This is a genomic window from Streptomyces sp. NPDC002888 (assembly GCF_042888465.1).
Taxonomy (GTDB): Bacteria; Actinomycetota; Actinomycetes; order Streptomycetales; family Streptomycetaceae; genus Streptomyces.
In genome coordinates, this window is sequence record NZ_JBIAPU010000011.1 from 99,492 (window position 1) to 111,829 (window position 12,338).

The 12,338-nt window shown below is 73.3% G+C and carries 12 protein-coding genes and 1 pseudogene; 8 read left to right on the plus strand and 5 right to left on the minus strand.

Annotated features, from left to right (window positions below; translation table 11 throughout):
• The first annotated feature begins 27 nt into the window (after window positions 1-27).
• Both ACFYWX_RS19535 and ACFYWX_RS19540 read left to right on the plus strand, forming a co-directional pair.
• A complete protein-coding gene (locus ACFYWX_RS19535) occupies window positions 28-1,041 on the plus strand; it encodes an N-acetylglucosamine kinase (RefSeq protein WP_389425290.1) in 1,014 nt (337 codons plus the stop codon).
• Window positions 1,042-1,201: 160 nt separating this feature from the next.
• The gene (locus tag ACFYWX_RS19540) at window positions 1,202-2,122 is read left to right on the plus strand and encodes a sirohydrochlorin chelatase (protein ID WP_389425291.1); all 921 of its coding nucleotides are present in this window, start codon (window positions 1,202-1,204) and stop codon (window positions 2,120-2,122) included.
• 90 nt (window positions 2,123-2,212) lie between these two features.
• Here ACFYWX_RS19540 and ACFYWX_RS19545 read toward each other — a convergent pair whose 3' ends face one another.
• Both ACFYWX_RS19545 and ACFYWX_RS19550 read right to left on the minus strand, forming a co-directional pair.
• Window positions 2,213-3,247, minus strand: coding sequence for a lactonase family protein (locus ACFYWX_RS19545; protein WP_389425292.1), 1,035 nt, complete (start codon window positions 3,245-3,247; stop codon window positions 2,213-2,215).
• A 746-nt stretch (window positions 3,248-3,993) separates the two neighbouring features.
• Window positions 3,994-5,487, minus strand: coding sequence for an FUSC family protein (locus ACFYWX_RS19550; protein WP_389425293.1), 1,494 nt, complete (start codon window positions 5,485-5,487; stop codon window positions 3,994-3,996).
• Window positions 5,488-5,757: 270 nt separating this feature from the next.
• On the opposite strand from ACFYWX_RS19550, the gene ACFYWX_RS19555 reads away from it, so the two are divergent.
• The 3 genes and pseudogenes from ACFYWX_RS19555 to ACFYWX_RS19565 form a co-directional block, all read left to right on the plus strand.
• Window positions 5,758-6,234 carry an Lrp/AsnC family transcriptional regulator gene (locus ACFYWX_RS19555; RefSeq protein WP_389425294.1) on the plus strand — a complete coding sequence of 159 codons (477 nt, stop codon included), beginning with the start codon at window positions 5,758-5,760 and terminating at the stop codon, window positions 6,232-6,234.
• A 20-nt stretch (window positions 6,235-6,254) separates the two neighbouring features.
• Window positions 6,255-6,956: an HAD family hydrolase gene (locus ACFYWX_RS19560; RefSeq protein ID WP_389425295.1), complete on the plus strand. Its 702-nt coding sequence runs from the start codon at window positions 6,255-6,257 to the stop codon at window positions 6,954-6,956.
• Between the two features lie 181 nt (window positions 6,957-7,137).
• A pseudogene (locus tag ACFYWX_RS19565) lies at window positions 7,138-8,415 on the plus strand (beta-L-arabinofuranosidase domain-containing protein); the annotation flags it as partial.
• A 26-nt stretch (window positions 8,416-8,441) separates the two neighbouring features.
• Here the strand turns inward: ACFYWX_RS19565 and ACFYWX_RS19570 are convergent.
• Window positions 8,442-9,224 carry a LysR substrate-binding domain-containing protein gene (locus tag ACFYWX_RS19570; protein WP_389425296.1) on the minus strand — a complete coding sequence of 261 codons (783 nt, stop codon included), beginning with the start codon at window positions 9,222-9,224 and terminating at the stop codon, window positions 8,442-8,444.
• A gap of 58 nt (window positions 9,225-9,282) precedes the next feature.
• On the opposite strand from ACFYWX_RS19570, the gene ACFYWX_RS19575 reads away from it, so the two are divergent.
• Window positions 9,283-9,675 carry a DUF5997 family protein gene (locus ACFYWX_RS19575; RefSeq protein WP_389425297.1) on the plus strand — a complete coding sequence of 131 codons (393 nt, stop codon included), beginning with the start codon at window positions 9,283-9,285 and terminating at the stop codon, window positions 9,673-9,675.
• 46 nt (window positions 9,676-9,721) lie between these two features.
• On the opposite strand, the gene ACFYWX_RS19580 is transcribed toward ACFYWX_RS19575, so the two are convergent.
• Window positions 9,722-10,636, minus strand: a complete 915-nt coding sequence (locus tag ACFYWX_RS19580; RefSeq protein WP_389425298.1) for a DMT family transporter — start codon at window positions 10,634-10,636, stop codon at window positions 9,722-9,724.
• 80 nt (window positions 10,637-10,716) lie between these two features.
• On the opposite strand from ACFYWX_RS19580, the gene ACFYWX_RS19585 reads away from it, so the two are divergent.
• Entirely contained in the window at window positions 10,717-11,571 is an 855-nt protein-coding gene (locus tag ACFYWX_RS19585) for a LysR family transcriptional regulator (protein ID WP_389425440.1), read from the plus strand.
• A gap of 24 nt (window positions 11,572-11,595) precedes the next feature.
• Here the strand turns inward: ACFYWX_RS19585 and ACFYWX_RS19590 are convergent, their stop codons facing one another.
• Window positions 11,596-11,775, minus strand: coding sequence for a hypothetical protein (locus ACFYWX_RS19590; protein WP_389425299.1), 180 nt, complete (start codon window positions 11,773-11,775; stop codon window positions 11,596-11,598).
• A gap of 113 nt (window positions 11,776-11,888) precedes the next feature.
• On the opposite strand from ACFYWX_RS19590, the gene ACFYWX_RS19595 reads away from it, so the two are divergent.
• Window positions 11,889-12,278 (plus strand): cold-shock protein, encoded by a 390-nt coding sequence (locus tag ACFYWX_RS19595; RefSeq protein WP_389425300.1) that lies wholly within the window; start codon window positions 11,889-11,891, stop codon window positions 12,276-12,278.
• Window positions 12,279-12,338: the final 60 nt, after the last annotated feature.

Genomic DNA, 12,338 nt, shown 5'->3' on the forward strand with positions numbered 1-12,338 from the left:
AGGGCAGCCGGTGGACCGGCGTCTGCCGTGACCGCTGCCGGTCCCGCCCATGAGGCGGGCCGGGCGGCGGCCGCGTCCGGCATCCTCGCCGTCGACTCGGGAGGCTCCGGTCTCCGGGTGGCCGTCGGGACTGCGGACCGCGGTGTGCTGGGCGTACGGGAGTCCCGGCAGCCGGTGCGCACGGGTGACCGGGGAATCGACCCGGGGCACCTCCTGGAGCAACTGGTGCCCATGGTGCGGGCGCTGACCGCCGAGACCGGGATCGCGGAGTCTGCCACGGCCGTGGTCGGCGCCGCCGGGCTCACCACCCTGGGCGAGGGCCTGCGCGCGGAACTCCCGGCAGCCCTGCGCCGCGAGTTCGGCGCCCGGACGGTCGCCCTGGTCGCCGACGCCGTCACCGCCTACGTGGGCGCCCTCGGGTTCCGTCCCGGTGCCGTGGTCGCCGCCGGGACGGGACTGATCGCGATCGGCACGGACCTGACGGGGTGGCGGCGAGCCGACGGCTGGGGCCACCTGCTCGGCGACTGCGGAAGCGGCGCGTGGATCGGCCGCGCCGGTCTGGAGGCCGCGCTGCGCGCCCACGACGGCCGGCCCGGCGGCTCTGCCGTGCTGTTGACCCGCGCCGAGGAGGTGTTCGGCCCGATGCCGGGACTGCCCGGCCTGCTCTATCCGCGTCCGGACCGCGCCGCCGTCCTCGCCTCCTTCGCTCCCGAGGTGGCCGCCTGCGCACCCATCGACCCGGTCGCCGCGGGCGTCCTGCGGTCGGCGGCCCGGCACATGGCCGAGTCGGCGGCCGCGGTCTGCCCCGGCTCGGGAGACCCTCAGGTCGCGCTCACCGGTGGTCTGTTCAAGATGGGCGCCCCGCTCGTCGTACCGCTGGAGGAGGAGTTGGGGCAGCGGCTGCCGCACGCGCGGCGCGTTCCCGCCGACGGCGATCCGCTGCACGGCGCCGTACGCGTCGCCACCGAACTCGCCACGGGCGCGCTCACTCTGCCGGGTGATGACACGATGATGCACGTGGTGACCACGAAAAGGGAATGAACGGGCGGTGACCGTTCCCGCACCGCGGGCACAAACCGCCCGGAAAACACGCTGATCACTTCTGATCCGTACGTAACTCATCAGACAAAACCGGACGGATACCGCTCACCTGCACCCTCCCCGAACAGGGGAGCCCAAGAAGCCAGTAACATGCGGCGCCATGAGCTCCCCCACTGGGCCCGCCGGCCTACCAGTACGAATGCCGCGCCCCCGCCAGCCCGGTCGGCACCGCCGACCCGAGCCCCTGGCGGCTCCCGAGGGCGCGCCCGCGCTCGTCCTCGCGGTTCCGGGCCCGCCCAGCGCCGCGACCCGCGGCCTCGCCGAGGAGGTCGTGAGCATCGCCCGCTCCGAGCTCCCCGGTCTCGACGCCCGCATCGGCTACCTCGACGGGGACGACACGGAGTACCCCACACTCCAGTCCGTGCTCGTGCGCGCGGCCGACGAGCGCACCGCCCGCTACGAGCAGGCCCGTGCCGCCGGTCTCGACGTCAAGCAGCCCGACGGCCCGGTCGCCGTCGTCGTGCCCCTGCTGGCCGGCCCGGACAGCGCGCTGCTGCGCCAGGTCCGCCAGGCCGTGATGGAGAGCCGCGTCGCCGCCGACCTCACCGATGTGCTCGGCCCGCACCCGCTGCTCGCCGAGGCCCTGCACGTGCGCCTGTCCGAAGCGGGCCTGGCCCGCGCCGACCGCGCCCGCCTGTTCACCGTGGCGACCGCGGCGGACGGCATCATCCTGGCCTCCGTCGGCGGTGACGAGGCGGTGCAGGCTGCCGGGATCACCGGCATGCTGCTCGCCGCGCGTCTCGCCGTGCCGGTGATGGCGGCGGCCCTGGACCAGGAGGGCTCGATCGCGTCCGTCGCCGACCAGCTCCGCTCCTCGGGCTCCCAGCAGCTGGCGCTCGCGCCGTACCTGATCGGCCCCGAGATCGACGCCACCCTGATCGAGGAGGCGGCCAAGGAGGCGGGCTGCGCGGCCGCCGACGCGCTCGGCCCGTACCCGGCCATCGGCAAGCTCGCCCTGGCCAAGTACACGACGGCCCTGGGTATCGCCCCGCCGCAGCCGCAGGGCGCTCCGGTGCGCTGAACGGTGCGAACGGTCGTACGACCGCTGTGCGCCGGTCGTACGGCGAAGGGCCCGCTCCTCGACGAGGAGCGGGCCCTTCGCCGCCAGTGGTCAGTCGAAGACCACGCAGGACGCGGCCTGGACCTCGATCGCGCCGGCGCGGCGCGGCAGGCCCGTGGCCGGGTCGAGGCGGAACCAGGTCACGTCTCCGGAACGTTCGTTGGCGGAGTACAGAAAGCCGTTCGACTCGGCGAGGGCGCGTGGCCAGTGACCCCCGCAGGGCACCGTGCCGACCAGGCGCAGCCCCTCCCCCTCGACGACGAACACGGACAGCACGTCCTCGCCCCGGGTCGCGGTCCACACGAAGCGGCCGTCCGGGGACACGACGATGCCCGACGGGTAGGCGTCACCGGCCGGGGCGCCGGGCAGCACCGGCGTCTCGTCCAGCGGCTTCAGCAGGCCGTCTGCGGGCTCCCAGCGGCAGACGGTGACGCTCGGGGTGAGTTCGTTGACGACGTACACGCGCTCGCCGTCCGGGTGGAACGCCAGGTGGCGCGGTCCTGAGCCGGGCCGTAGGGCGGTCTCCCGGTGCAGGACGGGGTTGCCGTCGGCCAGCGTGCACACCCGCACCGAGTCGGTGCCGAGGTCGACGCTGACGGCCCACCGGCCGCTGGGGTCGCTCAGCACCTGGTGGGCGTGCGGTCCTTGCTGGCGCAGCGTGTGCGGTCCGCCGCCGGCATGCGGGAGCACGCCGGACGCGGCGGGGGCGAGGGTGCCGTCGGCGCGGACCGGGACGGCGGTGACGCTGCCGGAGCCGTAGTTGGCGGTCAGGACGTGCCCGTCGTACAGGCCGAGGTGCGTGGGCCCGTTGCCGCCGACCGCGACGGGCGGCCCTGCGAGCTCCGGCGTGTCGCCCGCCAGCCGGTACGCGGCCACGGCACCCTCGGCCGTCTCGCTGACCGCGTAGAGCATGTCCCCGCCCGGCGCCAGGGTCAGATACGAGGGGTCCGGCACGCCGTCCACGCTGCTCAGGACGCTCAGCGTGCCGCTGTCCGGATCCACGGCGGCCGTGACGAGACCGGGACCGCCGGCCGCCGTGAACGACCCGATGAACGCCCGCCGTAGCCGCGTGCCCTCGCTTGTCACCGCGGTCCCCTCTCGTTGGGTGCTGTTCAGGGGGACGGTAGCAGGAGATCACGCAAGGTCTAGACCAAGATTCGACGATGGCGTGCCGAGCACGGGGCCCGGCGAGGGGTGCGCCGCGGGGAGGGGTGCGCCGCGGGGTGAGCTTCGGCGTGACGGGCTGGCGCGGCTGCGCGGGTGGGCCGAAGGGCGCGGCTGGGCGGGAGCGGCCCGGGGCCCGCGGCCCGAGGCCTGGCGCGGCGGCCCGAGGCACGCGGGCCCCAGCTGCGCGACTGCCCACGTCCCGCGACCTGCGGTGGTAGGGCGAGGCGGGCTGGTCCAGCTGGACGGGCACGGCCGTGCCCGCGGCCAGGGGGCACGCGGCCCGCGACCTGGCGCGGCCACCCAAACCACACCACCCCCAGCTGCGCGACCACCCGGCGCACACGGCCTCCGGCAGGTGCGGCGAAGCGGGCAGGCTGACCCCGCCCGGCGGGCACGGCCGAGGCGGCGCTCGGGGGCACGCAACCCGCGGCTGGAGCCATTGCCCGGCGTACGCAGTCTGCGGCTGGGGCGGTTGGGCGGACACGGCCGAAGCGGCGGTCGAGGGGGACGGCCCGCAGCCGACGCGGCCGGCGCGGCGGTCGGGGGCGCAAGGCCCGCAGCTGACGCGGTCACCGGGGCCCGCGGCCCGCGTGGCCGCAAGAGGTTCGCAGGTGTCGTGCGGAACCGCGGTCAGGTGCCCCGCCGAGCAGGCCCGGAGCCGGGGCTCAGGCGCCCACCGACGGCGAGCCGGAGGGTGTGCGCAGCGGGTGGGCCAGTTCGGTCAGGGCGCGCTCCAGGCCGTGCAGGTGGGCCAGGGCGGTGCCCTCGGCGGGCGGCGCCGCGGCTGCGGGGGTCTGTTCGGGGCCGCCCTCCGTGAGTGCCTCGACCGTGGCCTGTACGCGCCAGCAGGCGGCGGCGAGGCGGGCGTCGTGGGATGCCTCGGGGTCGGCGGCGACGGCGACGAGGCCTCGGATCTCCCAGGCGCAGTCGTCGAGCAGGGCGAGGACCTGGCGGGCACGGCGCTTGCGCCCGAGCATCGGGTTGAGCGGGTGCACGAGCGGGGCGACGGAGAGCCGTACCCGGCCGAGCAGCTGCTCCAGCTCGGCCACGCGGCGGGCCGGATCGGCGCCGGGGTCGCCCGCTAGCCGGGCCGCGGCCTCGGCGGTGCAGGCGTGGACGCGGCGCAGGGCGCGCCGGATCCAGGCGTCGGTGATGGCGTGGGTGGTGACGGGCAGGACGAAGAGGACGGCCAGGACCGCGCCGATCGCGCCGACGCCGGTCTCCGCCAGACGCAGGGCGAGCAGACCCGGGTCGAGGACACCGAGGAGTCCGTACAGGAGCTCGGCGAGCAGGGTCACGCAGAGCATCATCCAGGTGTAGGAGACGGCGGCCGTGTAGAAGATGCCGAAGACGCACACGGCGACGAGCACAGCCGTGGGGGCGGCGGCTCCGTTCACCGGGACGGCGACGAGCAGGCCGAGGCCGATGCCGATCACGGTGCCGAGGACCCGGCGGAAGCCGCGGACCAGGGTCTCGCCCCGCGAGGTGGTGTTCACGAAGATCCACCAGGTGGCGCCGACGGCCCAGTACCAGCGCTGCCCTGACACCAACTGGCCCACGACGAGCGCGAAGCCCGCACCGGCGGTCGCCTGGATCGCCTGGCGCGTGGTCACGCGGGCCAACCCCGTGCCGCCCGGCGGGGCGGGTACGGCGGCCGGGGGCAGGCGCCGCTCGTAGCACCACAGCCCGAAGCGGACTGCCGACGCCGTCAGGACCGACAGCAGGACGGCGGCGTACAGCTCGGGCAGCTGGTCCGTGGTGGCGTGGAGGAACTGGGCCACGAAGAAGGTCATGAACGCGAACACGCCGAGGCTGTGCCCGCGCGGTCCCCAGCGACGCGCGTACACGCCCGCGCCGATGACGGCCAGGAAGGCGAGGTCACGTGCCACGGGGTGGTCGTGCAGCTCCGCCGCGGCGACAAGCACGGGCAGGCCGACGGCGGGCAGCAGGGCGGTGGTGACGGCCTGGCCGCAGACCGTGGCGTCGGTGACGGTGAACAGGGCGAGGAGCGCGGCGAGCCCGCCGGTGACGGCACCGGCGAGGGAGTGTCCGGCGAGACCGCAGACGACGACCGCCGCCCCGATGCCGAGGACGGCCCGCGCGGCGAAACGCAGTCGCGTCCGCCCCGGGTCCGGAGCCATGAACACCCTCTTCAGCACTGCTTCCCGCCCTTGGTTCACCGGCTGGTTCACCGGCACGAAAAAGGCGCCGCGGAGATCCGCAGCGCCATCGACACACCCATGAGAGCACCTGTACCACCACTGGCTCAAGTGTCGGCTTGATGACTGTGCCATTGGCTCACCGATAGAGGGGTGAGGTCAGGCCACTCAGGGCCAACGGACCATGAGAGGTGGTCCACCCTCGCCTCTTGCAGCCGGGCCATTGGTACAGTCGACGCCGATCAAGGACGGACAAGGAGACCGGGCACCATGGCCGTGGACGAGCTCGACACGCGCATCCTGCGACTACTGCTCGAACAATCGCGCACGAGTGTGCGCGAGTACGCCCGCATCCTCGGCGTCGCCCGGGGCACCCTCCAGGCCCGCCTCGACCGCCTGGAGCGCGACGGCGTGATCACCGGCACGGGCCCGACGCTCTCCCCCGCCGCGCTGGACCACCCGGTGCTCGCGTTCGTGCACATCGAGGTCACCCAGGGCCACCTCGACGACGTGGGTGACGCGCTGGCCGCCGTACCGGAGATCGTCGAGGCCTTCTCGATCACGGGCGGCGGGGATCTGCTCACCCGGGTCGTGGCGCGCGACAACCTCCACCTCGAAGACGTCATCCAGAAGCTCATCAGCCTGCCTGGCGTCGTGCGCACACGGACCGAGGTCGCCCTGCGCGAACGCGTCCCGTACCGGCTGCTGCCGCTGGTGGAGTCGATCGGCCGCACAGCCGCCCGGTGACGCTTGGCATGCTGGATCACATGAGCAACTTCGGCAGCACTTCGGTCATATTCGATCTCGACGGAACGCTCGTGGACAGCGAGCCGAACTACTACGAGGCGAGTCGCCACACTCTGGCCGAGCACGGCGTTCCGGAGTTCACCTGGGCGGACCACGAGGGCTACGTCGGCATCAGCACACAGGAGTCGGTCGACATCTGGAAGGAGCGGTACGGGATCCAGGCGCCCGCGGACGAACTGCTCGCCGACACCAACCGCCGCTACCTCGAACTCGCCCGCGCCTCCACCCCCGCCTACCCCCAGATGCGCACATTCGTGGAACTGCTGGCGGGCGAGGGCGTCTCCATGGCCGTGGCCTCGGGCTCGGCACCGGAGGCCATCGAAGCGGTCCTGGCCGGCACAGGCCTCGACGCCCACCTGCGGACCACCGTCTCGGCCGAAGAGGTCCCCCGCGGCAAGCCCGCCCCCGACGTCTTCCTGGAGGCGGCACGCCGTCTCGGCGCGTCCCCGGCCGACTGCGTGGTCGTCGAGGACGCGGCTCCGGGAGCGGCCGCGGCTCGGGCGGCGGGGATGCGGTGCATCGCGGTGCCCTATGTCGCATCGCAGGCGGACGCGCCGGAGTTCGGCTCTGCGGGTCTGCTGGTGCGGGGTGGGCAGGGGGAGTTCACGGCGCGGGCGGCGTATGAGTGGCTCGCGCGGTCGAGGCGGACACCGATCGGGTGAAGCGGCATCCGGGCCGTGCGCGGTCCGCGTGCCCCGCCGCGACTGATCTCGCCCGCACCGTTGACGCTCCCTCACCTCACGCATAGCGTCTGGTCGATCAACCGCACACCGTCCGTTATTTCGAACAATTCCAGCGACGTGGACCGTGGAGGAGCAACATGGCCCCGCCCCTCTCCAGAAGCTCGACGGGCTGCACGCCAACCAGCACATCCCGATCTTCACCGGGCTCGTGCGGCTGTACGACGCGACGGGTCAGGAGCGCTACCTGACCGCCGCGAAGAACTTCTGGGGCATGGTCGTACCGCACCGCATGTACGGCATCGGCGGCACCAGCACCGCGGAGTTCTGGAAGGCGCGGGACGTCATCGCGGGGGCGATCAGCACGACCACGGCCGAGACGTGCTGCGCGTACAACCTGCTGAAGCTGAGCCGGATGCTGTTCTTCCACGATCAGAACCCGACGTACATGGACTACTACGAGCGGGCCCTGTACAACCAGGTGCTCGGCTCCCAGCAGGACAAGGCGGACGCGGAGAAGCCGCTCGTCACGTACTTCATCGGCCTCACCCCCGGCCATGTGCGCGACTACACGCCCAAGCGGGGCACCACCTGTGGCGAGGGCACCGGCATGGAGAGCGCCACCAAGTACCAGGACTCGGTGTACTTCAAGGCCGCCGACGGCAGCGCCCTCTACGTCAACCTGTACAGCCCGTCCACACTGACCTGGGCCGAGAAGGGCGTCACCGTCACCCAGACCACCGACTATCCGCGCGAGCAGGGCACGAAGCTCACCGTGCGCGGTCGCACCGGCGCCTTCGCGCTGCGGCTGCGGGTGCCGTCCTGGGCGACCGCCGGGTTCCGGGTGACCGTCAATGGGCGCGCGGTCGGCGGTACTCCGAAGCCCGGCAGCTACTTCACCGTGTCCCGGACCTGGCGTCACGGCGACACCGTCCGCGTCGCCGTGCCGTTCCGGCTGCGCGTCGAGAAGGCCCTCGACGACCCGTCACTGCAGACCCTGTTCTACGGTCCGGTCAACCTCGTCGGCCGCAACGCCGCGACGGACCACCTGCCGTTCGGCCTGTACCGCAACGCGGCGCTCTCCGGCGACCTGCTGCCCTCCCTCACCCCCGTCACCGGAAAGCCCCTGCACTACACGCTCGACGGCACCGAGTTCGCCCCCTTCTTCGAGGGGACGGAAGACCCCACCCACGCCTACGTGCGGCGGGCCGAGCCCCGCGTGGTCTTCGGGAACACCGACTCCGGTGTCGCCAACCCGGCGAAGGCCGACGGCACGACCCTGCTCGACGAGGTGTGGGCCGGGGCGCCGTTCAGCGGCAAGGGTGCGCTGGTGGCACGGGTGCGGGCGACGGTGGACGCGTGGGTGTCCGTGGGGCTGCTGGGGCAGGCCGACGGGGAGAAGGTGGTGGGCACGGCGCGGAGCGCGACGTACGTGCGCTGACGTCGGCCGGGTGCGAGTGGTTCGGGCTACGACCGGCGGCGCGGCTTTCCGGTGCCGCGCCGTCCGCCGCCCTTCGGGGCGGCGGAGCGGCTCCGCGCGGTGCCGCCGGCCGACTTCGCCTTCGGTTGAGCGCCGCCGCCCGTCGACTTGCCTGACGCGGGCTTGCGGCCTTCTCGCTTCTGCTCCGTCTGCGGCTGCGTGCGGCCGCGCGTGCTGTTGACCGTGCGGCCGCGGACGATGCCGATGAAGTCCTCGACGAGGTCGGTGGTCGCATCCTCGGGCCAGGACAGGGCGACGCTCGACTCAGGGGCGTCCACGACCGGCCGGTAGGTGAGATCCCTGCGGTGGTGGAGGCGGGCCAGCGACTGGGGGACGATCAGGACGCCCACGCCGGCCGCCACGAGTTCGACGGCGTCCGCGGTGGTGGCGGGGCGTTCGAAGGCGGGCTGTCCGGGCGGTTGTTCCCAGCCGAGGACGTCGTCGAGGGGGTGGAGGACGATGTCGTCGGCGAGATCGTCGAGGGACACCTCCTCCGCCGCGGTCACGACGTGGTCCTTCGGCACCACGACCACCGTCGTCTCGGTGTAGAGGGGGATCGCGCTGAACACCGTACGGTCGACGGGGAGCCGTACGAAGCCCGCGTCGGCGGTGCCGTCGCGCAACACCTCGAATGCCTCGGCGGCCGTCACCTGGAGGAGGGTCAGGGGGACGTCGGGCAGGCGCTCGTTCCAGGTCCGCGCCCACTTGGCGGGCGTCACTCCGGGGACGTAAGCGAGCCGGAAGGAGGGGGAGTCTGGCGAGCCGGTCACCCCGCCAGGTTACCGGCTGTGGTCGGGGGTCTCGTTCGCGGCCGATAGTCTGGACAGCATGAAGTCGCACCAGACCGCCCAGACCATGAAGCCCGCGACCGCGGCGAAGAAGCTGGGTGTGTACCTCCCCGCCACCCCCACCGAGTTCCAGGAGGGTGTCGTCTCGCGCGCCGAGCTGAACGAGCTCCAGGCCACCCCGCCCGAGTGGCTGCAGGAGCTGCGACGCACCGGCCCGCACCCTCGCCCGGTGGTCGCCGCGAAGCTGGGCGTCTCCATCGCCGGCCTCGCCCGGGGCGGGGTCACCGAGGCGCTCACCACCGAGCAGATCGACGCGCTCAAGGACGAGAAGCCCGAGTGGCTGGAGAAGGAGCGCGCCACCCAGGCCGACGTCCGCAAGGAGACGGCCCGCCTCAAGCAGCGGGACGCCGAGCGCGCCCAGCAGGATTCCTGAGACGCCCGGCTCAGCCACCCGCGCGGAGCCGTGACGCTCGGCGCGGCTACCTGCGCGGCGCCAGGATGCACAGCGCGTTGGCCGACACGACCGCGGCGACGGCGGCCCACTCGACGAGGCCCAGGTTCTGCCCCAGCACGACCCACCCGACCACCGCGGCGAGGACGGGGTTGACGCTCATGAACAGCCCGAAGGCCGCGGCCGGCACGCGGCGCAGCGTGAACAGATCCGCCAGGTACGGCACGGCGGAGGACAGGACACCGGCCGCCACGGCGTAGCCCAGGGCCTGCGCGGTGGGCGGATGGCGCAGTGCGAGGACGACCCCGACCGGCAGGAACAGCAGCGCGGAGATCGCGGCGGCCGCCGCCGAGCCCTGCGCGCCGGGGACGCGGCGGCCCACAGTGCGGTTGAGCAGGATGTACGACGCCCAGCAGGCGGCGGCCAGGAGGCCGAGGCCCATCCCCACGTAGTCGGTGGAGGGCTGCGGGCGCATCAGCGTGACGGCGCCCGCCGCGGCGATCACCGCGCACACCGCGTCGACGCTGCGGCGCGCGGCGGCCAGGGCGATGCTCAGCGGGCCCAGGAACTCCAGGGTCACCGCGAGACCGAGGCCGATGCGGTCGATGGCGCTGTACAGGGAGAGGTTCATCGTCCCGAAGACCAGCGCCAGCAGCAGGACGGGCACCCACTGCCGCCGGGTGAACGACCGCAGCCGGGGGCGGTCGACGGCGAGCAGGACGAGCGCGGCGACGTACTGGCGCACCGCGACGACACCGGCGGGGCCGAGGACGGGGAAGGCGAGGGAACCGATCGCGGCCCCGGTCTGGTTGGCCAGACCGCTGCCGACCATGGTGGCGACACCGGAGGGGCGCAGCGCACCGGACTCGGGGGCGGACGGTGCCGGAAACGCCGGAAGAGCGGGTTCGAGGGACGCCTCTGCGGGGCTGGGCGCTGCACACATGGGGGGATCGTGCACCCGGGAAGCACTTGCACAAAATGCATCTGCCAGGGGATCTATACGCTGAGGTCATGGATGAAGCCATGGGTGTGGAACTGCGGCAGCTGCGCTGTCTCGTCGCGATCCTCGACGAGGGCACCTTCACCGACGCGGCCATCGCCCTCGACGTCTCCCAGGCCGCGGTCTCCCGCACCCTGGCATCCCTCGAACGCGCCCTCGGCGTACGGCTGCTGCGGCGCACCTCCCGCGAGGTGACCCCGACGGCGACCGGGCTGCGGGTGGCGGCGCACGCCCGGCGGGTGCTCGGCGAGGTGGACACGCTGGTCCAGGAGGTGACCTCGGGGCTCACCCGGCTGCGGGTCGGCTACGCCTGGTCGGCGCTGGGCCGCCACACCCTGTCCTTCCAGCGCCGGTGGGCCGAGCGGAACCCGGCAACGGACGTCCAGTTGGTGCGGGTCAACTCCGCCACCGCGGGGCTGGCGGAGGGCGTCTGCGACATCGCGGTGGTGCGCAGGCCGCTGCACGACGACCGGCGGTTCGACTCCGCCATCGTGGGCCTGGAGCGACGCCTGTGCGCCCTGGCCGCCGACGATCCGCTGGCCCGGCGCCGCTCCGTCCGGCTCGCCGACCTGAGCGCTCGCACGCTCCTCGTCGACCGCCGTACCGGCACCACGACCCCCGAGCTGTGGCCGCCCGAGACCCGTCCGGCCGTCGAGGAGACCCACGACGTCGACGACTGGCTCGCCGTGATCTCCACCGGCCGGTCCATCGGCGTGACCGCCGAGTCGACAGCCAACCAGTACCGGCGGCCCGGCGTCGTCTACCGGCCGGTGCGTGACGCCGAGCCGATCCCCGTGTGCCTCGCCTGGTGGCGGGACGATCCCCACCCCGCCACCCAGGCCGTGCGGGAACTGCTCACGGAGCTGTACAGCACCTGACGCCCGCCGTGCCGCGGGCCCGTCTCACAGGCAGTACCGGATGAGCCACTCGTCGGGGTTGTAGGCGTCATTCGCGGGATCGGGCAGCGTGGCCGGCTTCTCCTCGACCGTGTCCTCCGGGCGGATCCGCTCCGGCAGCGCGCCGAACCGCGCGTGACGCAGGGCCTCGGCCGCGTCGGTGGGCGTCGTCTCTTCTCGTGTCATCTCAGCCTCCCGACCACTGAACGCCGCACCCCGCGGAAAAGTGCCGCCCCCGGCGACCACTACGATCAGGCCATGGTTCCCCGGGCAAAGGGCCCGGTCTGTTGGGGGTTGTCATGGTTGCTGGTCGTGTGGTGCGTTTCGACAGTCAGCGGGGATACGGGTTCATCGCGCCCGACGACGGTGGCGAGGACGTGTTCCTGCATGTGAACGACATGCTGATGCCCGAGTCGTCGGTGCACCGCGGTGTGGTGGTGGAGTTCGAGATCGAGGAGGGTGAGCGCGGGCCGAAGGCGTCCGCCGTGCGGCTCGCGCGGGGTGAGGACGGCAAGCCGCTGGCTCCGGACGACGACTCCCTGTGCGACGTACTGAACACGCAGGAGTTCACCGCGGAGGTCACCGAGCTCCTGCTGGCGGCGGCGCCCTCGCTCACCGGTGAGCAGATCCTCCAGGTCCGCGGCGCGCTGGCGAAGTTCGGCAGGGGGCACGGCTGGGTCGAGGGCTGACCACACCGGACTCATGACCCGCCCCGGTCGGCGCCGCGTGATCGTCATCACCTGATCGTT